Genomic DNA, 23,235 nt, shown 5'->3' with positions numbered 1-23,235 from the left:
CAATCTGTCTGAGCAATAGCGAGTTATTGAAATATATTAGTATTTTATGATTTTTGAACCTTAGATTTATAGGATTTTTTTAACGAGACGAAGCATTGCTACTTCACAGATTCCAGTTTAACAGGATAAATTTGGTGCTAGGGATTTCAACATTTAATGTTATTTATCTATATAGGAGGCGAATTAAAAGTGAAAGCTGAAATATTATGTGTAGGAACGGAAATTTTACTTGGAGATATTTTAAATACAAATGCTCAATTTTTGTCTAAGGAATTAGCTAACATGGGTTTTTCAATTTATCATCAAGCAGTTGTAGGAGATAATGTTGATAGGCTTAAAAAAGAGTTTGAATTTGCCATTCAAAGAGCTGATATAGTCATAACTACAGGAGGGCTTGGACCTACTAAGGACGATTTAACAAAGGAAACTGCAGCTGAGTACTTTGGAAAAAAACTTATTTTTGATGAAGAATCATATGATTTGATTGCTAAATATTTTAATAAATTAGGGGTAGAGATAAGCGAAAATAATAAAAAGCAGGCTTATTTCCCAGAGGGATGTACAATACTTAAGAATGATTATGGTACTGCTCCTGGATGTATAATCAATGAAAATAATAAAATTGTAATACTGCTTCCTGGTCCACCAAGAGAAGTTGAGCCTATGTTTAAAAACTATGTTGTCCCATATCTTAAAAGGTATCAGGAATCCATAATTGTTTCAAAGGTTTTAAGAGTAACTGGAATAGGAGAGGGAAATGCAGCTGAAAGAATTCAAGATATAATGGATAAACAAACTAATCCTACAATAGCTCCTTATGCAAAAGACAATGAAGTTACTTTTAGAATAACAGCTAGTGCTAAAACTGAGAAGGAAGCATTAAGGCTAATAGAGCCTATGGAAAGAGAGGTTCGTGATAGACTAGCAGATAATGTATATGGAGTTGATAATACCTCCCTTGAAGAGGTGGTCGGAAAGCTCCTAATAGAAAATAAAATTACAATATCAACAGCAGAATCATGTACGGGAGGATTTCTTGCTGGAAGATTTGTAAATTACCCGGGTATTTCAGAGGTTTTTATGGAAGGTGCTGTAACATATAGTAATGAAGCAAAGATGAATAGGCTTGGAGTAAAGAAGGAGACTTTAGATAAGTTTGGAGCGGTAAGTAGTGAAACAGCAGCAGAAATGGCAGAAGGTATAGCTAAAACCTCACATACAAATATAGGTGTGTCGACTACGGGAATAGCAGGCCCTGGCGGTGGAACTGAAGAAAAGCCTGTAGGACTTGTATATATTGGATTATATATAAATGGAAAAGTTAAAACTAGAAAGCTTAATATTCCTGGAGATAGGCAAAAGGTTAGAAATAGAGTCGTAAATATTGTACTTGATTGGATCAGGAGGGAACTAATTCAGAGTAAAGAGTAAGAGGGTGTCGCATTAGCATAAAAAAATATGCTAATGCAGCACCATCTTTTTTTATTTCTATTGACAATAACAATGTATCAGTGTACTATATTAATAGTACACTACTTTTTTATTATTACAAAAGTGTAATGTAAATGTAATATAAAACAATATGTAATGGTATTATAATTAATTAAAATAATAGGTGAAACATAAGCGTTAAGGAGATGATAACATATGAGGAAAATATGTATTTTTTTAATAACTCTTTTGTTTTTAAATACGTCAATTCATTACATGTATGAAAAGAATAATTCTAAGTATGTTATGAATGATAATTTAATAAATCAAATTTCAGCAAGAGTACCAAACTACACAACTATAGACAATATGCCAAATAATTTAAAAAATGCAGTTGTGGCCGTTGAAGATAGAAGGTTTTATGAACACGATGGGTTTGATTTCATATCAATTGGACGAGCTTTGTATATGGATATAAGAGAAGGTAAGTTTAAAGAAGGCGGAAGTACAATTAGTCAGCAATTAGCCAAAAATTTATTTTTGTCCAATGATAAGACGATAAAAAGAAAATTTAAAGAGATATTTTTTACTATTGAACTGGAAAGTAGATATACGAAAAAGCAAATATTAGAAATGTATCTAAATGTAATATACTATGGGTCAAACACTTATGGTATAGAGAATGCAAGTAAAAAGTATTTTAATAAAGATTTAAAAAAATTATCACTAGCAGAGTGTGCAATGCTTGCAGGAATACCTCAATCCCCCAATAATTATAATCCTGAAAAGCATATAGATGTAGCTAAAAAAAGACAGAAAATGGTACTAAATGCAATGGTTGCAAGAGGTTTTGTTAATAAAAAAACTCGAGAAATGGCTTGGAATGAACTGCTAATTATAAATTAAGCTTATTTATCTAATAAATATTTTTAAGTATTGACATATTCAATATTCTAGTGTACTATATGTATAGTACACTAGAATATTGGTTTTAGGAGGGATAGGGTGAATATAAAATTTAGTAATGAGATACCAATATACATTCAAATAATGGACTATTTAAAGAAGGAGATTATTCTAGGAAAAATAAATAAGGGATCAAAGCTTCCTTCTATAAGGGAACTCTCAAACCAGTTTAAAGTTAATCCTAATACCATACAAAGGGTTTATAAAGAAATGGAAAGAGAAGGCATAGTATATGTTCAAAGAGGTATGGGAACTTTTATTGAAAATGATGCAGCTATTATAATGAGTTTAAAAAGAGAAACAGCAGAAAAAATAATAGATGAATTTATAGATAAGATGAAAAATATAGGATTTAATAATGATGAAATAATAACTAAGATTAATAAGAAAATAGACAGTATTTAAAACAAAGTCTAAAAATAAATTGTGGAGGGTTAATTATGATAGAAGTAAAAAACGTATCAAAAGTTTATAAAATGGGAAAGGAAAGGGTTACCGCATTAAATAATGTAAGTTTAAAAATAAATGATGGTGAATTTGTAGCCATAGTTGGCCCTTCTGGTTCGGGAAAATCAACACTTATGCATCTTGTAGGAGGATTAGATACTCCAACCTCTGGAAGCATTTATATTGATAATAAGGATATAAGTAAATTAAAAGATAAAGAAATGTCTAAGTATAGAAATGAGACTATAGGCTTTGTATTTCAAGCTTTTAATCTTGAAAATACTCAAACAGCACTTGAAAATGTAATGATGCCGCTTATATTTGCAGGAATAGGTGGGAAAGAAAGAAAAGAAAAGGCAAAGAATGCACTTGAAGCAGTTGGACTTGGAGATAAGATAAAGCATAAGCCAACTGAAATGTCAGGAGGACAAAGACAAAGAGTTAGCATTGCAAGAGCGCTTGTAAATGAACCTCAAATAATATTTGCAGATGAACCTACAGGAAATCTTGATTCTAAAAACGGAGAACTTATAATGAAGCTTTTGAATGATTTAAATTCAAGAGGATATACAATAATAATGGTAACACACAATATGGAAGAAGCTAAAAAATCAAAAAGAGTAATAAAAATAAAAGATGGAGAGGTTCAGGAGGTGTCAAAGGATGAAATTTAGAGATGGAATAAAGTTGGCATCAAGAGACCTAGGTAGAAGAAAAGGACGAACCTTCTTGACAGCTTTAGCCGTTGCAGTTGGTACTATGCTTATAGTTACGCTAGTTAGCCTTGGAACCTCAGGGGAAAGTCTTATTTTGGATAAAGTACAAGATAGTCCATCCTTAAAGGAAATCCAAGTAATGAATATGAAATATTTTGACATTAATAATACGGATTATAGGGATATAGATCCAAGTGAGATGTTCAAAAAAATAGATGATAAAGCTATGAAGAAATTTTCAAATATAAAAGGTGTAAATGATGTTCAAGCTAATATTTCAGTTAATGTAAATAGCATTAAAATAGATGATAAAGAAAATAAAAATGAAACCCCAATCTTAGCATTATACAATAATAACAGTGCATTTAGTAAAGATAGCCTTGCATCAGTAAGAAAAAACAACAAAAACGATAAGCTTCAACCAATAGCTTTTGGAAGAAATTTAACTAGCGCAGATAAAGATGGTGTGCTTATATCTGAAGATTATCTTAAGGCTATGGGAATAAAGAATTATAAAAGTGTAATAGGGAAAGAAGTAACTATTACAGAAACTAAAACAGAAAATCAAAATATTACATTGCAGCCATATTCCATAAAAGGAAAAGTGGTTGGAGTAATAAATAATAAGTTCGTAAATGGAAATCATGTGATAGTAGCTATAAATATTGCAGATAAATTAAAAAGCTACTATTCTCTTCAAGATAATTATTTAAAAAATCAAGGCTATGATGGTGTAATCATACATGCTAAAAGTATTGATGATGTCTCAAGCATAACTAATTCAATAAAAAGAATTAATTATGCTAGCAGTAGCTACTATGAAGCTGTGCAGCAGGTGAAAAATGCGTTTAAAATTATAAAAGTTATACTTGCAGTACTTGGATTAATAGTATTATTTGTTGCAGCTGTTGGTACAGTAAATACTATGACAATGGTTATATATGAAAGAACTAAATCAATAGGAATAATGAAATCTATTGGAGCAAATAGAAGTAATATTCACGGTGTATTTTTAGCCCAAGCAGGGATAATTGGCCTTATTGGTGGAATAATGGGACTAATATTTAGCAGTGCAAACGTAGGTATAATTAACTTTGCGCTTAAAGTATATCTTAAAAGTAAGAAAATAACTCAAACTGTTAATATTACAATGCCCTTATGGTTAATACTTGGAACTTTGGCATTTTCAATTGTAATTTGCATAATTGCAGGAATATATCCATCAAGAAAAGCATCAAAAATGGATCCTGTAGAAGCATTAAATTCATAGGGGGCGAATTAGATGAAATTAAATGATAATGTTAAAATGGCTTTTAGCGATCTTAATAAAAGAAAGCTGCGTACAGCATTAACCTCTTTTGGTATAGCAATAGGAGCAACGCTTGTAATAGTAATGGCTGGACTTGGACAAGGAATTCAAACAATAACAAATAATCAGATGAAGAACATGGACAGATTTAGAGAAATAACTGTAAAACCTCAGCAAGATTTAGGAAAAGGTAATACGAAGGATAAGAAGATTGATCAAGATATGCTTAATAAATTCAAAGCTATAAACGGTGTATCAGGTGTTTCAGCATCAATTGATACTACAGCTACTGAAGTTAAAATAGACAATAAAGTAGGCAAAAAAGTTAATATCCAGGGTAATAATTTGAATTTTAACATAGTTATGGATGCAGAAAAAAATCAGCTTAAAGGAAATAAGGATAAGGTTAAAAAATATGGCGATAAATTTGTAATTGCAGGAAATAGCTTAAAGCAGGGATATAATGATTTTGTTCTTGTAGGACAAGGATACCTAAATAAAATAGGATTAAAAGACTATAAGAGTGCAGTAGGAAAAGATATAGAAATAAAGGTTTCATTTCCTAAAATGCAAGGAATGCCAGAAAAACAGCCGCTTGTAATAAAAGCAAAAGTAGCTGGAGCAGTAAACAGAGCATACAATTCTGGTAGAAATGTAATTATTACATCAGATGAAACATCAGCAAAAATTCAAGAATATTACATGGAAACAAAGAATTACTTACAAACTAAGGGGTATGATAGTGTAACTGTTGAAGCAAAGACAATGGAAGATGTTTCGAAGGTAAATAGTAAAATAAAGAAGTTAGGATATGTGACAATAGCATCAGAAAGTTATGCAACTCAAATGAATTCTATGCTTGTAATATTTAAAGTGCTTTTAACAGCAGCAGGAATTATAGTACTTTTAGTTGCATCAATAGGAGTTATAAATACAATGTCTATGGCAGTGCATGAAAAGACAAAATCTATAGGAATAATGAAGGCACAGGGAGCTTCAAGAAAAAATATAAGATCTATGTTTGTGGTTCAATCTGGCAGTCTCGGACTTGTTGGATCAGTAGCAGGAACTGTAATTGCATTAGTTGGTTCAGCAATTGCAAATAAGATTATAGTTGCGAATAAAATAGGTGGGATTGAAGAAGGAATGACTTTAATTGACATTAGAGTTTCTACAGTAATATTTACAATAATATTTACAGTTGTTGTAGCTATGGTAGCAGGACTCGTTCCAGCAGGAAAAGCTGCAAAATTAAATCCTGTTGAATCTTTAAGATTTGAATAAAGAATTACCAAGGTAAAACTTAGTTTATGCATGTTTGAAAATGGCAATCTTCAAGGTATTATGGTATATGTATAAATTAATAGTTGAACTGGTAATTCTATAAAATAACTTTTAATAAGGACAGTAGATAGTTTTGTTTTGTACAAGGCTATCTGCTGTTTTTTTGTAAACTTTTTAAAGCATTATTTTTTGTGTATTTAGTTAAAACTATATATAGTTTCAGAAACAATAGTACAAGGAATGGTTATATTTAAATAATTAATTATGTAGACTATTAATCAATCTTCGTATATCATAAAGATAGTGCAACATCACGTTCTAGAAGCATAAGATATGGAGTGGAATATTTATGGGATATAATATTATAGATATAGTAGATAAGGCTATAGAAATTTTAACTAAAAGAATAAAAGAATATGAAAAAATAGAAAAAGAAAATGAAAATGTACCATATGTAAAAGTAATATCTAAAGTTGTTATAAAAGCAGCACATAAAACTATGAGGCATTATGAACAATCAAAAGAAATAATAAAAAACAAGGATGCTGAGGAAATTGATGTTAGAACGTATGATAAAATATCGTTTTTGGTGAATCAGTTTAATCAAAGAATTTATTCTTTAGAATTTACCAATGCTAAGGATTACTTTAGAAATTTACTTGATTTTCAGAGAGATGTTCGCACATTATTTATAGATATTCAAGGTAGGCTTGTGAAAAGTGAAGATGATGTTAATAAAATAACATATGAAGTATTAGCAAATATGATTAACTATAAAACAGAACAAATTAGAAAGCTTGAAGAGGTGTTAAAAAGCAAATGGTAGATTTTAACTTGCTGCTAATTCAAGCATAAACGGAAATTAATTCGTGCAAATTTTCGTAAAATGTAGTATAAAAGGATTAGGGGTTTTTATAGATAGACAACGTGAAGCTTGAAAATCCCAAGTTTATCCTTTCAAGTTGTTCGTCTATAAGAATAAAAAAACAATTACTGGAGGCTATTTTAATGAACTTAAAATTTGAAAAGAAACTACCAAATCCACAAGAGGTGAGGGAAAGTATTCCGCTCTCTAAAGAAGCAGCAGAAATTAGAAAAGTTAAGATTGATGAACTAAAAAGCGTTTTTGAAGGAAAAAATGATAAATTTGTATTGATTATAGGACCTTGTTCTGCAGATAATGAGGATTCTGTTTGTGAATATATAGGAAGATTAGCAAAAGTTCAAGAAAAGGTTAATGATAAAATTATAATTGTACCAAGAATTTATACAAATAAACCAAGAACTACAGGTGAAGGGTATAAAGGCATGATGTCACAACCTGATCCAAATAAAGCGCCGGATTTATCAGAAGGAATTACAGCTATAAGAAATCTGCATATAAAAGCACTTACAGATTTTCATATGCCAGCAGCAGATGAAATGTTGTACCCTGAAAATCATGCATATTTATCTGATGTGTTAGGTTATGTGGCAGTAGGTGCCCGTTCTGTGGAAAATCAGCAGCATAGACTTACAGCTAGTGGGGTTGATATACCCGTTGGAATGAAAAATCCAACTTGTGGAGATATTTCGGTAATGCTTAATTCAATTAAAGCAGCCCAATTAAGCCATGATTTTATATATAACAACTGGGAAGTTAAAAGTACTGGAAATCCACTTGCACATGCAATATTAAGAGGAGCAGTGGATTCTGATGGGGGGAGCATTCCAAATTATCATTATGAGAATTTAGTGCAGCTTGCAAATAGCTATCAGGAAATGAAGCTTACTAATCCAGCAATAATTGTAGATTGTAACCATGCAAATTCTATGAAGAAACATATGGAGCAGCCTAGAATTGCTAGGGAAGTTTTGATGAGTAGAAAATACAACCCTACTTTAAAAAACATGGTTAAAGGCCTTATGATTGAAAGCTATATCGAGAGTGGAAGACAGGAAATAGGAGAAAATGTATTTGGAAAATCAATAACAGATCCATGTATTGGCTGGGAAGACAGCGAAAAGCTAATATATTTCATTGCAGAAAACTTATAGTAAAATAGAGTACAAAGTACAGAGAACAGAGTACAGTGAAGGTTAACTTTCTGTTTTTACAGAAAATTTTAGAACTTAAAGTGTGACGCCTAATTTGTTCAGTTTAGCTGAACATCATTATATTTTATAAGTTTAAAAATTTATCTGACGTGAGGAGAATAAATCATCCTTCATTGTACTTTGTACTCTGTCATCTATACTCTGGAATGGGGATGGTTAGATTGATTAAAAACATAATTTTTGATATTGGAAATGTTCTTTTGAAATTTACACCAATGGAATTTCTTAAAAACAATTTTAAAGATGAAAAATTAGTAAATTCTTTATATAAAAATATTTTTCTAAGTAAAGAATGGATTGAACTTGATAGGGGAACAATTACGGATGAAGAGGCAATTGATAGATTTTGCAGCAGAGATCCTAAACACGAAAATGAGATAAAAGAAGTTATGGCAACTTGGTGTGAGATGCACTTACCTGTTGAAGGAACTTCAGAATTTTTAAAAAGCATGAAGAAAAAAGGATATAAGATATATTTACTTTCTAATTATCATTTAAAGGCATTTGAACTTATAAGCAGCAAATATGATTTTATAAGAAATGTAGATGGAGAGATTATATCTTATAGAGTTAAGCTATTAAAACCAGAACCTGCAATATATAAGGCTTTAATGGATAAGTATAATTTAAAGCCAGATGAAAGTGTATTTATAGATGATACGCTGCAAAATATTGAGGCGGCAAAAAAACTTGGACTTCATGGAGTTGTGTTTAAAGGGTTTGAAACTATGGAGAGAGAGTTAGAAGAAATAGGAGTGGTGGTCTAGGAATTAAAGTGACTTGGTTAAAAGTTACATATTATTAATATATTTTGAAAAGGATATTAGTTGACACTAATATTCTTTTTGTATATACTTTGATTATCAAAATATCTGAATATCAATATAAAATATAGAGTTGCCGACTCAACTTTTAATTTATACATGTCTCATAATGCCTTGGATATATCATTTTGAAACATGTATAAATTAAGTTTCAATACAGTGACTCTTTAAAAGGGAGAGATTAGAATGAAATTACCTCCTTTACTAATTGGAGAATTAAAAGCCGAGGTGCCAATAGTGCAGGGCGGAATGGGAGTTGGTATATCACGTTCAGGACTAGCAGGAGCAGTAGCAAACTGCGGAGGAGTAGGAACTATATCAGGAGTTCAAATTGGATTTGATGAGCCTGATTTTGAGGTGAATACATTAGATGCAAATATAAGAGCATTAAAAAAACATATAAAAAAAGCAAGAGAAATTAGTCCAAAAGGAATAATTGCTGTAAATCTTATGGTGGCTTTAAATCATTATGATGACCTTGTAAAGGCCGCTGTAGATGCAGGTATAGATATGATTGTATCTGGAGCAGGACTTCCAACCAGCTTACCTAAACTTGTCGAAGGAAGTAATGTGAAAATAGCTCCTATAGCATCATCTGGTAAAGCAGCATCAGTAATATGCAAACTTTGGGATAAGCATCATAAAAGAATACCAGACTTGGTTGTAGTTGAAGGACCGGAAGCAGGTGGACATCTAGGATTTAAGCCAGAGGAACTTGAAGATGGCAAAAAAAGAAAACTTTCAGATATACTTGTGGAAGTTATTGAGGCGGTAAAGCCTTTTGGAGAAAAGTATGGGAGAAAGATTCCTGTCATATGTGGCGGAGGAATTTCAGAAGGAAAGGAAATTGCTGAGTATATAAAACTTGGTGCAGCAGGGGTACAAGTGGCAACTAGATTTATAGCAACAGAAGAATGTGATGCCGATATAAAATATAAAATGGCTATTGTTAATGCTAAGGAAAGTGATATAAAAATAGTTAAAAGTCCTGTTGGTATGCCGGGAAGAGCATTGAATAATAATTTTATAAAAAATGTTCATGGTGATGGTGTTGCAATCAAGAAATGTTACAATTGTTTAAAACCATGTAATCCTAAAAATACTCCATATTGTATATCAAAAGCACTTATAAATGCTGTTAATGGAGATATTGATGATGCACTTGTGTTTACAGGAGCAAAATCTTATAAAATCAATAAAATTGTAAAAGTTTCGGAGCTTATGAAGGAACTTGTAGAAGATGCTGAAAAAAATTTATAATGTAACAGCATTGACATAATTTTCTAATTAATATATACTTTGATTATCAAAATATTCGATTATCAAAATGAAATGGTGATAAATGTGAATAAAACAATTAGTGTTATTAATGAGGTTTTAGTTGAGCTTTTTAATGATATTTTAACTATAGAACAAACAGCACTTAAAGAAGGAGCATTCAGTGATATTTCTATTACAGAAATGCACACGATAGAAGCTATAGGTATGTATGTGCCTAGAACTATGTCTGAAGTAGCAAGCGATCTAGGGATAACGGTTGGTACACTTACAATTGCCATAGGTAATCTTGTGAAAAAGGGATATGTTGAAAGACAGAGATGGGATAAGGATAGGAGAGTCGTAAAGATAGCACTTACAAGAAAAGGAAAGCTGGCTTATAGAATCCATAAAAAATTTCATTCTGATATGGTTAAGTCTACTATCGAAGGACTTAGTGAAGAGGAAGAAAATGTGCTTACTTCTGCACTTGAAAAATTAAATGAGTTTTTCAGATCAAAATACAATATAAAAAAGGGCTGATAAAGTGAAAAATGTTGAAATTATAGGGACAGGAAGTTATGTTCCACAAAGAATAGTTACAAATGATGAATTATCTACTATAGTTGAAACTAGTGATGAATGGATATCAACAAGAACAGGTATAAGTGAAAGAAGAATTTCCTTAGGTGAGAATACATCTGATTTAGCTGCAAAAGCAGCATTAGAGGCATTAAAAAGTGCCAAATTGGATGCTAAAGACATAGATCTTATAATAATTGCAACTACTAGTCCAGATTCTTATGTACCATCTACAGCTTGCATTGTCCAAGAATTAATAGGGGCAACTAATGCTGTGTGTTTTGACGTGAGTGCAGCTTGTACGGGATTTATATTTGCTCTTAATACAGCTGTTCAATATATAAAAACGGGTGAGTATAAAAACGCACTTGTAGTAGGAGCAGAGGTTTTGTCTAAGATAATGGATTGGAAGGATAGAAATACCTGTGTTCTTTTTGGAGATGGTTCAGGGGCTATGGTTTTAAGGGCTGGAGAAGAGGGAATAATAAAAACCTATATGGCTTCGGATGGTGTAAAAGGAAGAGAATTTTTACACTGTTTTGCTGCTCAAAATAAAAATCCATTTATGTATAATAGCTTGGATGTAAAAGATAAAATTACTATGAGTGGCAAGGATGTTTTTAAGTTTGCAGTAAAAGTAATGGCTAGCTCAATTGAAAAAGTACTTGAAACAACTCAAAACAGCATTGAAGATATTGATTATATTGTTCCTCATCAGGCAAATATAAGAATAATAGAATTTGTAGCTAAAAAATTAAAAATAGATATGAATAAATTCTTTGTGAATTTGAACAAGTATGGAAACACATCAGGGGCAAGTATTCCTCTTGCATTAGATGAAATGAATAAACAAGGTCTCTTAAAAAAAGGAAACAAAGTTATATTTGTAGGCTTTGGAGGAGGACTTACTTGGGGATCTGTATTAGTTAAATGGACAATTTAAAAATCGTGCTTTGTTTTAAAGAAATTTAGAAATTAACACTTATTTAAAACAAAGTTCCAAATTAATATATTAGGAGGCAAATTATGATATTTGAAAAAATAAAATCAATAACGGCAGAACAACTAGGGGTAGATACATCGACACTTACAATGGAAACATCTTTTCAAGGGGATTTAAATGCGGATTCATTGGATTTATTTCAGATAATTATGGAACTTGAAGATGAGTTTAATATTCAAATAGAAGATACAGATGATATAAATACGATTGGTGATGCAGTAAAATTTATTCAAGAAAAAACTGGCGAGGAATAATACTTTTTTATATATATGAAATATTTGAATTTTGATTATTAAGATTTTACAAGTAATCGTAGAAAAACAAGAGCGCAAAGTATAGAAAACAAAGTACAGTGAAGGTTGATTTATCTTCCTTATGTCGGATAAATCTTTAATTAAATTATGTGAATAAATTTCCTGTTTTTGGCAGAAAAATTTTCCTTAACTGTACTTTATACTCTGTCAACTGTACTCTGATTAAGTGGGAGGAAGTTAATTTGAAATCATTATTTTGTGATATGGTTGGTATAGAGTACCCTATAATTCAAGGGGGTATGGCTTGGGTAGCAGATAGTTCTCTTGCCTCAGCAGTATCAAATGCAGGAGGACTTGGAATTATAGCGGCTGCCAATGCACCTACGGAATATGTAAGAGAGCAAATAAGAAGGACAAAAGAATTGACAGATAAGCCTTTTGGTGTAAATATAATGCTTTTAAGTGATAATGCTGAAGAAGTTGCAAAAATGGTTTGTGAGGAAGGCGTAAAAGTTGTAACTACAGGAGCAGGTAATCCAGGTAAATATATAGAAATGTGGAAAGAAAACAATATAAAGGTGATTCCTGTTGTAGCATCAGTAGCACTTGCTAGAAGAATGGAAAGATGCGGTGTAGATGCAGTAATTGCTGAAGGATGTGAATCCGGAGGACACGTTGGAGAATTAACTACCATGGCTCTTGTTCCACAAGTTGTTGACGCTGTAAATATACCTGTTATTGCAGCAGGAGGTATAGGAGATGGAAGAGGTGTAGTTGCGGCATTGGCATTAGGAGCAGTTGGTGTTCAAGTTGGAACTAGATTTTTGGTTGCAAAGGAATGTACTGTTCATCAAAATTATAAAGATAAGGTTTTGAAGGCAAAGGATATAGACACACAGGTTACAGGAAGACCAACAGGACATCCAGTAAGAGTTTTAAGAAATAAGCTTGTAAGACAATTTCAACTTTTAGAGAAGAATGGTGGCTTGCCAGAGGAATTTGAGAATTTGGGAAGAGGAGCACTCCCAAGAGCTGTAAGAGATGGAGATGTTGACAATGGTTCTGTTATGGCAGGACAAATTGCAGGTCTTGTAAATAGGGAACAAACTTGCAGCGAGATAATTAAAGAAATGTTTTCCGAGGCAAAAAAAGTCGAAGCTGGAATTAGCAAAAGGATGTGAATAAGCGTGAGTAAGATAGCATTTGTTTTTGCAGGTCAAGGTGCACAGTATGTTGGAATGGGGAAAAAGCTTTATGACGAATTTGATTGTTGTAAGGATATATTTAAAAGAGCGGATGAAGCACTTGGCTTTAAAATAAGCGATTTATGTTTTGAAGGAAGTAAGGAAGAACTCGATAAAACTGAAAATACCCAACCAGCAATATTGGCAGTAAGTACAGCGGCTATGGCAGTTGTTATGGAAAAGGGAATACGTCCTGATGTTGTTGCTGGTTTAAGCTTGGGTGAGTATACAGCTCATATTTGCAGTGGAACCTTTGATTTTGAAAAGGCGATTAAACTTGTTAAAAAAAGGGGAAAATATATGCAGGAGGCTGTTCCAGAGGGTAAAGGAACTATGGCAGCAGTTTTAGGGCTTGATAGAGAGGTAATAAAAGAAGTCTTAGAGGAATGCAAAAGCTTTGGAATAGTTGAAATAGCAAATTATAATTGTCCAGGACAAATAGTAATAGCAGGAGAAGTGAAAGCTGTGGAGATAGCAGCAGAAAAGTTAAAAGAAAAAGGTGCTAGAAAGGTTGTTATGCTTTCTGTAAGTGGGCCTTTTCATACATCTATGCTAAATTCAGCAGCAAAAAAGTTAACTTGTGAGCTTGAAGAGATATCAATAGGAAAAATGAATATACCTATAATAACTAATGTTACAGGTGATTATATAAAAAGTGAAAGTGAAGTAAAAGACCTTTTAAGAAGGCAAGTTATGAGTTCGGTATTATGGGAAGATTCCATAAGAAGAATGATAAATGACGGTGTTGATACGTTTATTGAACTCGGGCCAGGAAAGACCTTAACAATGTTTATAAAGAAAATAGATAGAAGCGTAAAGGTATTTAACGTTGAGGATGTAGAAGGCTTGAATAAGTTAAACTGTGATTTAAAAGAACGCCTATAAAAATTTATGGCGTTAGAGGGAGGATATTATGGAAAAGTTACTTTCGGGAAAAGTTGCAGTAGTAACTGGTGCAGGAAGGGGAATTGGAAGAGCAATAGCGCTAAAATTAGCAGATGCGGGAGCTAATTTAGTCTTAAATTATAGAAGTAGTGAAAGTGAAACAGAAGAACTTATAAAAGAAATAGAAGCTAAAGGAGTAAAAGCTGTTTCAGTAAAAGCAGATATAAGTAAGTTTGACGAAGCTGAAGAAGTAATAAAAAAGGCAAAATCTGAGTTTGGAAAAGTTGATATCCTTGTTAATAATGCAGGAATAACAAGAGATGGTCTAGTAATGAGAATGAAAGAACAAGATTTTGATGACGTTATAAATGTAAATCTTAAAGGAACTTTTAACTGCATAAGACATGTGAGTCCGCTAATGGTAAAAAACAAAGGTGGAAGAATAATAAACATCTCCTCTGTTGTGGGGATAGTTGGAAATCCAGGGCAAATTAATTACTGCGCAGCGAAAGCAGGAATTTTAGGAATGACAAAGTCTTTGGCAAAAGAACTTGGAAGCAGAGGAATTACAGTTAATGCTGTAGCACCAGGTTTTATAAAAAGTGATATGACAGATGAGCTTTCAGATAAACAAAAGGAAAGCATTCTAAGCACTATACCATTGAAAAAGCCAGGAGAAGCTGAGGACGTTGCAAATATGGTCGTATTTTTAGCTTCAGATATGGCTTCATATATAACCGGTCAAGTTATGCAGGTTGATGGCGGAATGGTAATGTAAAGACAGTTTACAGTTCACAATGCACAATTCATAGTGAAGGATGATTTTCTGCATTTGCAGAAAATCTTACAACTTATTATTTTTAAGATTTTTCTCCGTTTACGGAGAAAAATCAACCATCATTGTGAATTGTGAACTGTGAATTGTGCACTGATATAGGTTACTTGTAAGAATAAGAACCATGCGATTTTAATATTTCAGCATACGTTAAAATATAGTAGGAAAAGTGGGTGTAAATATGAATAGAAGAGTTGTAATAACAGGTCTTGGGGCTATAACACCTGTTGGTAATGATGTAGATACATTTTGGAATTCAATAAAAGAAGGAAAATGTGGAATTGATGTTATAAAAGCTTTTGATGTTACAGATTTTAAAGCAAAGCTTGCAGCAGAGGTTAAAGACTTTAATCCGGAAGATTACATGGAAAAGAAAGAAACAAAAAGAACTGATAGATTTTGTCAATTTGCTTTGGCAGCAGCAAGTCAGGCTATGGAAGATTCAAAATTAGATGTAGAAACTTTAGATAAAGAAAGACTTGGTGTTATTTTAGGCTCTGGTATAGGTGGAATAAGTACTATAGAAGAACAGCATACAAAGCTTATGGAAAAGGGACCTAACAGAGTTTCTCCAATGGTAATACCTATGATTATAGCAAACATGGCAGCTGGCAATGTTGCAATAAAGTATGGAGCTAAGGGTATTTGCACAACTATAGTTACAGCCTGCGCTTCTGGTAATAATGCTATAGGAGAATCGTATAGAAACATAAAATATGGTTATGCAGATGTAATGATTTCAGGGGGAAGCGAAGCTGGAATAACACCTCTATCCGTAGCAGGTTTTATTGCATCTACAACTTTAAATAAAAGTACAGATCCATTAAGAGCATCTATTCCTTTTGATAAGGAAAGAAACGGATTTATAATGGGAGAAGGTTCAGCAGTAGTAATTCTAGAAGAACTTGAGCATGCTCTAAAAAGAGGAGCTAAGATTTATGCTGAAGTAGTAGGCTATGGAGCAACTGGAGATGCTTATCATATAACTTCGCCAGCACCAGGCGGTGAAGGAGCAGCTAGAGCTATGAAGCTTGCATTAGAGGAAGCAAATATAGACAAAACAGAAGTATCATATATAAATGCACATGGAACAGGAACACAATATAATGATAAATGTGAAACAGCTGCAATAAAAGCTGCCTTTGGAGAATATGCATACAACATTCCTATAAGCTCAACAAAATCAATGACAGGCCATTTACTTGGAGCGGCAGGAGCAATTGAAGCTGTAATATGTGTAAAGGCGATTCAAGATAACTTTATACCACCTACAATAGGGTATAAGGAAAAAGATGAAGAATGCGATCTTGATTATGTACCAAACAAAGGTAGAGAGGCAGAAGTAAAGTATACTCTTTCTAATTCTATGGGTTTTGGTGGTCATAATGCTATGCTTCTTTTTAAGAAGTATAATGATTAATTTAAGCAGATATAAGGGAAGTGTTAAATAATATGGATTATAAGGCTATAGAGCAGATTATTAAGACAGCCGGTGAGTCTGGGCTTACATTCCTTGAAATAGAGACTGAAGGAATGAGAATAACAATGAAAAAGGGAAATGACAATGATGAGCCTAAAGTAAAAAACGAAGAATGCGTTCTATCTGAAGCTGAAAATAAGCAGGATGAAGCTGTAATAGAAACAGTAGAAAAGAAAGAGGATCAAAGTAAAAAGGTTCAGGATGAAAACATAGTTTCAGTTGTTTCACCTATAGTCGGTACTTTCTATGCTTCATCAAGCCCTGATACAGAAGCTTTTGTTAAAGTTGGATCTAAGGTTAAAAAGGGTGATGCTCTTTGTATAATAGAAGCAATGAAACTTATGAATGAAATAGAAGCAGAAGTAGATGGTGAGATAGTAGAAATATTAGTAGAAGATGAACAGATGGTGGAATATGGTCAGGAACTATTTAAAATAGCTTTGAAGTAAATTGGAGGCAGGTGTTTTTAATGAGTTTAAATATAGAACAGATTATGGAAATTATTCCTCATAGATATCCAATGCTTTTAATAGATAGAGTTGAGGAAATTGAACCTGGAAAAAGAGCAGTTGGATATAAAAATGTTACTATGAATGAACAGATTTTTCAGGGACACTATCCAGGAAAACCAATAATGCCAGGAGTTCTTATGGTTGAGGCTCTAGCACAACTTGGAGGAGTTGCAATTTTAAGCTTAGATAAGTATAAGGGGAAAAAGCCTATACTTGGAGGGATAAAAAATGCTAAATTTAGAAGAATGGTGGTTCCTGGTGACGTTTTAAAATTAGAAATTGAAATTGTTAAAGTTAAAGGACCAGCTGGAATTGGCAAAGGAGTAGCAACTGTTAATGGAGAGAAGGCAGTAGAAGCCGAAATTACATTTATGATAGTGTAAGGAAATGGAGCGAGTAATATGATTAATAAAGTTTTAATTGCTAATAGAGGTGAAATAGCAGTTAGAATAATAAGAGCATGTAGAGAACTTGGAATAGAAACAGTGGCAGTGTATTCAGAGGCTGATAAAGAATCAATGCATGTTTACTTAGCGGATCAAGCGGTTTGTATTGGACCTGCTAAGTCAAAAGATAGTTATCTTAACATGGAAAATATAATAAGTGCTACAGTTCTTACTGGTGCTCAAGCTATTCATCCAGGCTTCGGATTCTTATCCGAAAATGGAAAGTTTGCAAGAATGTGCAGTGAATGTAATATAGTTTTCATAGGACCCGATGCTGAAACAATTGAAAACGCAGGCAATAAGGCTAAAGCTAGAGAAATGATGATAAATGCAGGAGTACCAGTTATTCCTGGAGTAAATGGAACAGTAGATACTGAAGAGCAAGTTGTAGCTGAGGCGAAGAAAATAGGATATCCTGTTATGCTGAAGGCGTCTGCTGGAGGTGGAGGAAAAGGCATAAGAATAGTAAAAGAAGAAAGTGAAATTATAAAAGCCTTTAGAACAGCTAAAGCTGAAGCAAAAGCAGCCTTCGGTGATGATACTATGTACATGGAAAAGTTTATAGAAGAGCCAAGACATATTGAGTTTCAAATACTTGGAGACTTACATGGAAATGTAGTTTATCTTGGAGAAAGAGACTGCTCAATGCAAAGAAGAAATCAAAAAGTACTTGAAGAAGCACCATCTCCTATTATGACTGAAGAACTTAGATGTGAAATGGGAGAAGTTGCAGTTAAAGCTGCAAAGGCTGTTAACTATAAAAATGCTGGTACTATAGAATTTTTGCTGGATAAACATAATAACTACTATTTTATGGAAATGAATACCAGAATACAAGTTGAACATGGCATTACAGAGCTTGTTACAGGAATTGATCTTGTTAAAGAACAGATAAAAATTGCCAGCGAAGAGGAATTATCATTTAAACAAGAAGATATAAAGATACAAGGGCATGCTATTGAGTGTCGTATAAATGCAGAAAATCCAAAGAAAGGCTTCATGCCTTCTCCAGGGAAAATAAAATATTTTAATGTTCCAGGTGGACCAGGTGTAAGACTTGATACAGCTGTTTATCAGGGATATGATATACCACCGAATTATGACTCTATGATTGGTAAGTTAATGGTTTATGGCAAAGATAGATATGAGGCTATAAACAAGATGGAGAGAGCTCTTGGAGAATTTATAATAGATGGTGTTGATACAAATATAGATTTTCAATATGATCTTATAAATAATCCAAAATTCGTATCAGGTAAGTATGATACAAGTTTCATAGAGAAGGAGGTATAAAATGTCTCTGTTTAAAAAGAAAAAATATATAACTGTAAGCAGCGAGAGGCTTAATGAGCTTCAAAATACAGAAAATAATTTGCCGGTTATACCTAATGGCATGTGGGTTAAATGCCCAAAGTGTGGGAGTATTCTGTATAAAAATGATGTACAAGATAATTTTAAGGTTTGCCCTAAATGTAATGGGCACTTTAGAGTGAATGCTAGAGAAAGAATAGACATGATAGTTGATGAGGGTACTTTTGAAGAATTTGATGCTAATATGTCAGCCGTTAATCCACTTGATTTTGATAAATACGAAGATAAAATAAAAAACATGCAGGAAAAGACTGGATTAAAGGATGCTGTGGTTACAGGCAGAGGGGATATATATGGGCAGAAAGCGGTTATAGCTGTTATGGATAGCAATTTTATGATGGGAAGTATGGGCTCTGTTGTGGGAGAAAAAATAACGAGAGCAATAGAAAAATCCACCGAAGAAAAGCTTCCGGTAATAATTTTTACGACATCTGGTGGAGCGAGAATGCAAGAGGGTATGTTTTCACTAATGCAAATGGCAAAAACAAGTGCTGCACTTGCAAAACATGATGAAAATGGACTCTTGTATATATCCATTTTGACAGATCCAACAACAGGTGGTGTAACGGCAAGTTTTGCAATGCTTGGAGATATCATAATTGCAGAACCTAAAACACTTGTTGGTTTTGCAGGAAGAAGAGTAATCGAGCAGACTATAAATCAAAAGCTTCCAGAGGATTTTCAAACCTCAGAATTTCTTTTTAAACATGGTTTTGTAGATAAAATTGTGGAAAGAAAAAAATTAAAAGAAGTCTTAGGAAAAATTTTAGAGATGCATGCTAGGAGGTGATAGGATGAATATAAAGAAGAGTTTGACACCATGGGAGAAACTTACTATTTCAAGGGCGATAGAAAGACCTACGTCTTTAGATTATATAAGTGAAATATTTGATTCGTTTATTGAACTTCACGGGGATAGAGGATATAGAGATGATCCAGCTATTGTTGGTGGAATAGCAAAACTTGCAGGTAGAAGTGTGACAGTAATTGGTCAGCAGAAGGGTAGAAATACCAAGGAGAATGTTGAAAGAAACTTTGGTATGCCATATCCAGAAGGCTATAGAAAGGCTTTAAGACTTATGAAGCAAGCTGAGAAATTTAATAGACCTGTTATATGTTTTGTAGATACATCAGGAGCATATTGTGGAATTGGTGCCGAAGAGAGAGGACAGGGTGAAGCTATAGCTAAAAACCTTATAACCATGGCAAATCTAAAAACACCTATAATTTCAATTGTAATAGGTGAAGGAGGAAGTGGTGGAGCTCTGGCAATGGCAGTAGCAGATGAAGTATGGATGCTTGAAAACTCTGTATATTCGCTTCTATCTCCAGAAGGCTTTGCAAGTATATTATGGAAAGATGCTACAAAAGCTAGAGAGGCTGCCGAGGTTATGAAAATAACTGCTCAGGATTTAATGCACTATGAAATAATAGATAAGGTTATAGATGAGCCTAAAGGCGGAGCACAGAGTGATGTTCTTAGTGTCGCAGAAACGTTAAAAAGAAACTTAATTGAAGATATAAATGAATTATGCTGCGAAGGTACAGATGAACTTATAGAAAAGAGATATGATAAATTTAGAAAAATTGGGAAATATATGGAGTAATTAATTATTAATAATAATAAAGTTATATGCCTAAAATTAGCTATATATGATAAACATAATGGCTAATTTTTTTGTAATTTTTTACAAAAAAGCGTGTATTATATTGACTATTGTAAATCAATAGCCTATGCTTATAATAAAGCTAGCAAACGTTTTCATAAAAATATATGTTGGGGGATAAGTTATGGTTTTTAAGAATGTAGTAATAAAGAACAAATTAGGACTTCATGCAAGAGTTGTTACCCTTGTAGTAAAAAAGGCATCTGGGTTTAAATCTGACATATTTATAGAGTTTAATGGCAAAAAGGCAGATAGTAAAAGTATAATTAATGTACTTGCTTTAGGAGCAAATTGTGGGGCACAAATAAAAATCACGGCATCTGGACCAGATGAAGCACTAGCACTTGATGAGATGGCAGCAGTGTTTGATAAGGAATAATGGTACACTAAAGTTGAATATTCGTGCTTAAAAATATATAATTAAGTATGATTGTAATTTTAAATTGTGCCCATAATTAAAGCGGGTACAATTTTTAGAAATGAGTGATTTCATGGAAAAAGTTTTGGTGGTTTCTGAAAAACCATCTGTTGGAAGAGATATAGCACGGGTATTAAATTGTAGAACCAAAGGGGAAGGATGTCTTATAGGGAACAAATATATTGTGACCTGGGCAGTGGGACATTTGGTGACCTTGTGGGAGCCAGAAGAGTATAATCCTATTTATAAAAAGTGGAGATTCGATACTTTGCCAATAATACCCGAAGTGATGAAGATAAAACCCATAGAGGATACAAAAAAACAGTTTGATATACTTAAAACCTTGATGAATAGAGCAGATATATCATCTCTTATATGTGCAACAGATGCGGGAAGAGAAGGAGAACTTATCTTTAGATATACTTATGAAGCGGCGGGATGTATTAAGCCATTTAATAGATTATGGATATCTAGTATGACGGATGAAGCTATAAAGGAAGGTTTTGAAAGCATAAAGCCTGGAAGTGAATATGATAATCTTTATTATTCAGCAAAATGCAGATCTGAAGCTGATTGGCTTGTTGGAATGAATGCAAGCCGTGCATATACATTAAAGTATAACGTGCTTTTGAGCGTTGGAAGAGTTCAAACTCCAACACTTGCAATAATGACGGAGAGACAAAAAGAAATAAACAATTTTGTCCCAAAGGATTATTGGGAAGTAAATGCTGAATTTGATGGATTTAAAGGAACCTGGTTTGATAAAGAGACAAAAGAAACAAAAATAGTCGATATTAAAAAAGCTCAGGAAATTTCAAATAAGGTTAAGGGAAACGACGGTAAGGTAATAAGCGTAGAAAATAATAAGAAAAAGCAAGTGCCACCACTTTTATATGACTTAACTGAACTTCAAAGAGATTGTAATAAAAAATTTGGATTTTCTGCTCAGAAAACTTTAGATATCATTCAAAATTTATATGAAAAAAGAAAAATGGTTACATATCCCAGAACAGATAGTAGATATTTAAGCCATGACATGGTTAATAAAGTTAAAAATACTATAGCAAAACTCAATATTGAGCCTTATAAGGAGTTTTCAGCAAATCTTCTAAGCATGAAAAAGCTTCCTTTTACGAAGAGGATTATAGACGACTCTAAGGTCACAGACCATCATGCCATAATACCTACTGATGTGAAGCCGAATATTCAAAGTCTTAGTAAGGATGAGTTTAAAGCCTATGATCTCATAGTAAAAAGGTTTATGTGCGTATTTTATCCTAACTATGAATATACCATAACTAAAATAACCACTGAGGTTTGTAATGAAGACTTTCTAACAAGAGGAAAAACAATATTAAAGCTGGGATGGATGGAATTTTATAAAGATGATGGTAAGTCTAAAAAGGGCGAAGAAGATGATGAACTTCCAAAGGTTAAGAAGAACGATAAAGTGGAGGTTAAAGAAACTGAAATTCAACAGAAAAAAACTAAACCTCCAAGCGCATATAATGAGGCCTCTCTTCTTTCAGCTATGGAGAATGCAGGCCGTTTTGTTGAGGATGAAGAACTTAGAGAACAACTTAAAGAAGGCGGAATAGGTACACCAGCAACAAGAGCAGCTATAATCGAAAGGCTCATAAGCGTTGGATATATAAAAAGAAAAGGAAAGGCATTGCAGCCAACAGATAAAGGCATGAAGCTTATAGAAATTGTTCCGCCAGAATTAAAATCTCCAGAAACTACAGGAAGATGGGAAAAAGGTCTTACTTCTATTGCAAGAGGAAAGATGGCGTCTGAAAGATTTATGCAGAGTATTCAAAGATATGTGAGATACATAATACAGGAATCTGCTAAGATGAATAGATCAATCGTATTTGAGGACAGTAGTAAAAATAAGCTGCCTGCTAACAAAAAGCCTGCGGAGGTTTTAGGTAAGTGCCCTTTATGCGAAGGGGGAGATATTCTAGAGAATTCAAAAGCATTTTATTGCAGTAATTGGAAATCTGGATGTAAATTTACTTCATGGAAAAATGCTTTAGCTGCCTATGGAATAGAAATCAGTAAGGAGCTTATGAAGACTCTGCTTAAAGAAAAAGTTTTAAATAATGTGTTTGGGATAAAGCCAAATACTAAAGAAAAAACTGTATATACTCTTAAAATGAATAATTATGGTGCAGTTATCATTAAAGAGCAGTAATTTTATAGAA

The 23,235-nt window shown here is 32.9% G+C and carries 24 protein-coding genes; all 24 read left to right on the top strand.

Annotation, left to right across the window (positions count from 1 at the left end; genetic code table 11):
- The first annotated feature begins 189 nt into the window (after positions 1-189).
- The 24 genes from LQK79_RS06785 to LQK79_RS06670 all read left to right on the top strand — a co-directional run bounded on the left by LQK79_RS06785 (position 190) and on the right by LQK79_RS06670 (position 23,225).
- The gene (locus LQK79_RS06785) at positions 190-1,431 is read left to right on the top strand and encodes a competence/damage-inducible protein A (protein ID WP_231016027.1); all 1,242 of its coding nucleotides are present in this window, start codon (positions 190-192) and stop codon (positions 1,429-1,431) included.
- Between the two features lie 216 nt (positions 1,432-1,647).
- On the top strand, positions 1,648-2,337 hold the full coding sequence (locus LQK79_RS06780; RefSeq protein WP_231016026.1) for a transglycosylase domain-containing protein: 690 nt from the start codon (positions 1,648-1,650) through the stop codon (positions 2,335-2,337).
- Between the two features lie 99 nt (positions 2,338-2,436).
- The gene (locus LQK79_RS06775) at positions 2,437-2,802 is read left to right on the top strand and encodes a GntR family transcriptional regulator (protein ID WP_231016025.1); all 366 of its coding nucleotides are present in this window, start codon (positions 2,437-2,439) and stop codon (positions 2,800-2,802) included.
- A 35-nt stretch (positions 2,803-2,837) separates the two neighbouring features.
- Positions 2,838-3,518, top strand: a complete 681-nt coding sequence (locus LQK79_RS06770; protein WP_231016024.1) for an ABC transporter ATP-binding protein — start codon at positions 2,838-2,840, stop codon at positions 3,516-3,518.
- Entirely contained in the window at positions 3,508-4,830 is a 1,323-nt protein-coding gene (locus tag LQK79_RS06765) for an ABC transporter permease (protein WP_231016023.1), read from the top strand. Before LQK79_RS06770 ends, LQK79_RS06765 begins: the two co-directional genes overlap by 11 nt.
- 12 nt (positions 4,831-4,842) lie before the next feature.
- A complete protein-coding gene (locus tag LQK79_RS06760) occupies positions 4,843-6,153 on the top strand; it encodes an ABC transporter permease (protein WP_231016022.1) in 1,311 nt (436 codons plus the stop codon).
- Positions 6,154-6,502: 349 nt separating this feature from the next.
- The gene (locus LQK79_RS06755) at positions 6,503-6,979 is read left to right on the top strand and encodes a hypothetical protein (protein WP_231016021.1); all 477 of its coding nucleotides are present in this window, start codon (positions 6,503-6,505) and stop codon (positions 6,977-6,979) included.
- A gap of 182 nt (positions 6,980-7,161) precedes the next feature.
- Positions 7,162-8,190, top strand: coding sequence for a 3-deoxy-7-phosphoheptulonate synthase (locus LQK79_RS06750; protein WP_231016020.1), 1,029 nt, complete (start codon positions 7,162-7,164; stop codon positions 8,188-8,190).
- Between the two features lie 221 nt (positions 8,191-8,411).
- Positions 8,412-9,017 carry an HAD family hydrolase gene (locus LQK79_RS06745; protein ID WP_231016019.1) on the top strand — a complete coding sequence of 202 codons (606 nt, stop codon included), beginning with the start codon at positions 8,412-8,414 and terminating at the stop codon, positions 9,015-9,017.
- Between the two features lie 243 nt (positions 9,018-9,260).
- Positions 9,261-10,334, top strand: a complete 1,074-nt coding sequence (locus tag LQK79_RS06740) for an NAD(P)H-dependent flavin oxidoreductase (RefSeq protein WP_231016018.1) — start codon at positions 9,261-9,263, stop codon at positions 10,332-10,334.
- An 84-nt stretch (positions 10,335-10,418) separates the two neighbouring features.
- A complete protein-coding gene (locus LQK79_RS06735) occupies positions 10,419-10,874 on the top strand; it encodes a MarR family winged helix-turn-helix transcriptional regulator (protein ID WP_231016017.1) in 456 nt (151 codons plus the stop codon).
- A 4-nt stretch (positions 10,875-10,878) separates the two neighbouring features.
- Positions 10,879-11,856 carry a beta-ketoacyl-ACP synthase III gene (locus tag LQK79_RS06730; RefSeq protein WP_231016016.1) on the top strand — a complete coding sequence of 326 codons (978 nt, stop codon included), beginning with the start codon at positions 10,879-10,881 and terminating at the stop codon, positions 11,854-11,856.
- Between the two features lie 83 nt (positions 11,857-11,939).
- Positions 11,940-12,170, top strand: coding sequence for an acyl carrier protein (gene acpP / locus LQK79_RS06725; protein WP_231016015.1), 231 nt, complete (start codon positions 11,940-11,942; stop codon positions 12,168-12,170).
- Between the two features lie 221 nt (positions 12,171-12,391).
- On the top strand, positions 12,392-13,351 hold the full coding sequence (fabK, locus tag LQK79_RS06720; RefSeq protein WP_331000648.1) for an enoyl-[acyl-carrier-protein] reductase FabK: 960 nt from the start codon (positions 12,392-12,394) through the stop codon (positions 13,349-13,351).
- A gap of 6 nt (positions 13,352-13,357) precedes the next feature.
- Positions 13,358-14,299: an ACP S-malonyltransferase gene (fabD, locus tag LQK79_RS06715; protein ID WP_231016014.1), complete on the top strand. Its 942-nt coding sequence runs from the start codon at positions 13,358-13,360 to the stop codon at positions 14,297-14,299.
- Between the two features lie 28 nt (positions 14,300-14,327).
- Positions 14,328-15,077: a 3-oxoacyl-[acyl-carrier-protein] reductase gene (gene fabG / locus LQK79_RS06710; RefSeq protein ID WP_231016013.1), complete on the top strand. Its 750-nt coding sequence runs from the start codon at positions 14,328-14,330 to the stop codon at positions 15,075-15,077.
- Between the two features lie 238 nt (positions 15,078-15,315).
- Positions 15,316-16,554, top strand: a complete 1,239-nt coding sequence (fabF, locus tag LQK79_RS06705; RefSeq protein WP_231016012.1) for a beta-ketoacyl-ACP synthase II — start codon at positions 15,316-15,318, stop codon at positions 16,552-16,554.
- 32 nt (positions 16,555-16,586) lie between these two features.
- Positions 16,587-17,063: an acetyl-CoA carboxylase biotin carboxyl carrier protein gene (gene accB / locus LQK79_RS06700; RefSeq protein WP_053240694.1), complete on the top strand. Its 477-nt coding sequence runs from the start codon at positions 16,587-16,589 to the stop codon at positions 17,061-17,063.
- 20 nt (positions 17,064-17,083) lie between these two features.
- Positions 17,084-17,509 (top strand): 3-hydroxyacyl-ACP dehydratase FabZ, encoded by a 426-nt coding sequence (gene fabZ, locus LQK79_RS06695; RefSeq protein ID WP_053240695.1) that lies wholly within the window; start codon positions 17,084-17,086, stop codon positions 17,507-17,509.
- Between the two features lie 18 nt (positions 17,510-17,527).
- Positions 17,528-18,865, top strand: a complete 1,338-nt coding sequence (locus LQK79_RS06690; protein ID WP_231016011.1) for an acetyl-CoA carboxylase biotin carboxylase subunit — start codon at positions 17,528-17,530, stop codon at positions 18,863-18,865.
- Between the two features lies 1 nt (position 18,866).
- The gene (gene accD, locus LQK79_RS06685) at positions 18,867-19,733 is read left to right on the top strand and encodes an acetyl-CoA carboxylase, carboxyltransferase subunit beta (protein ID WP_053240697.1); all 867 of its coding nucleotides are present in this window, start codon (positions 18,867-18,869) and stop codon (positions 19,731-19,733) included.
- Between the two features lie 4 nt (positions 19,734-19,737).
- Entirely contained in the window at positions 19,738-20,550 is an 813-nt protein-coding gene (locus tag LQK79_RS06680; RefSeq protein WP_053240698.1) for an acetyl-CoA carboxylase carboxyltransferase subunit alpha, read from the top strand.
- A 184-nt stretch (positions 20,551-20,734) separates the two neighbouring features.
- Positions 20,735-20,989: an HPr family phosphocarrier protein gene (locus LQK79_RS06675; RefSeq protein ID WP_053240699.1), complete on the top strand. Its 255-nt coding sequence runs from the start codon at positions 20,735-20,737 to the stop codon at positions 20,987-20,989.
- Positions 20,990-21,101: 112 nt separating this feature from the next.
- Positions 21,102-23,225: a DNA topoisomerase III gene (locus tag LQK79_RS06670; RefSeq protein WP_231016010.1), complete on the top strand. Its 2,124-nt coding sequence runs from the start codon at positions 21,102-21,104 to the stop codon at positions 23,223-23,225.
- Positions 23,226-23,235: the final 10 nt, after the last annotated feature.

It is taken from the genome of Clostridium guangxiense (assembly GCF_021043395.1).
In the GTDB taxonomy this organism is placed as follows: Bacteria; Bacillota; Clostridia; order Clostridiales; family Clostridiaceae; genus Clostridium_S; species Clostridium_S guangxiense.
The sequence above is the reverse complement of the archived record's forward strand: the minus strand, read 5'-3'. Positions and strand labels throughout refer to the sequence as shown.

Bases quoted from the DNA above. Each gene is read 5' to 3' on its own strand.
- LQK79_RS06765 (WP_231016023.1), top strand. From the start codon at position 3,508: ATGAAATTTAGAGATGGAATAAAGTTGGCATCAAGAGACCTAGGTAGA.
- fabZ (WP_053240695.1), top strand. From the start codon at position 17,084: ATGAGTTTAAATATAGAACAGATTATGGAAATTATTCCTCATAGATAT.
- fabG (WP_231016013.1), top strand. From the start codon at position 14,328: ATGGAAAAGTTACTTTCGGGAAAAGTTGCAGTAGTAACTGGTGCAGGA.
- LQK79_RS06680 (WP_053240698.1), top strand. From the start codon at position 19,738: ATGAATATAAAGAAGAGTTTGACACCATGGGAGAAACTTACTATTTCA.
- LQK79_RS06755 (WP_231016021.1), top strand. From the start codon at position 6,503: ATGGGATATAATATTATAGATATAGTAGATAAGGCTATAGAAATTTTA.
- acpP (WP_231016015.1), top strand. From the start codon at position 11,940: ATGATATTTGAAAAAATAAAATCAATAACGGCAGAACAACTAGGGGTA.
- LQK79_RS06780 (WP_231016026.1), top strand. From the start codon at position 1,648: ATGAGGAAAATATGTATTTTTTTAATAACTCTTTTGTTTTTAAATACG.
- LQK79_RS06670 (WP_231016010.1), top strand. From the start codon at position 21,102: ATGGAAAAAGTTTTGGTGGTTTCTGAAAAACCATCTGTTGGAAGAGAT.
- accB (WP_053240694.1), top strand. From the start codon at position 16,587: ATGGATTATAAGGCTATAGAGCAGATTATTAAGACAGCCGGTGAGTCT.
- accD (WP_053240697.1), top strand. From the start codon at position 18,867: ATGTCTCTGTTTAAAAAGAAAAAATATATAACTGTAAGCAGCGAGAGG.
- LQK79_RS06760 (WP_231016022.1), top strand. From the start codon at position 4,843: ATGAAATTAAATGATAATGTTAAAATGGCTTTTAGCGATCTTAATAAA.
- LQK79_RS06675 (WP_053240699.1), top strand. From the start codon at position 20,735: ATGGTTTTTAAGAATGTAGTAATAAAGAACAAATTAGGACTTCATGCA.
- LQK79_RS06740 (WP_231016018.1), top strand. From the start codon at position 9,261: ATGAAATTACCTCCTTTACTAATTGGAGAATTAAAAGCCGAGGTGCCA.
- LQK79_RS06750 (WP_231016020.1), top strand. From the start codon at position 7,162: ATGAACTTAAAATTTGAAAAGAAACTACCAAATCCACAAGAGGTGAGG.
- fabF (WP_231016012.1), top strand. From the start codon at position 15,316: ATGAATAGAAGAGTTGTAATAACAGGTCTTGGGGCTATAACACCTGTT.
- LQK79_RS06690 (WP_231016011.1), top strand. From the start codon at position 17,528: ATGATTAATAAAGTTTTAATTGCTAATAGAGGTGAAATAGCAGTTAGA.
- LQK79_RS06770 (WP_231016024.1), top strand. From the start codon at position 2,838: ATGATAGAAGTAAAAAACGTATCAAAAGTTTATAAAATGGGAAAGGAA.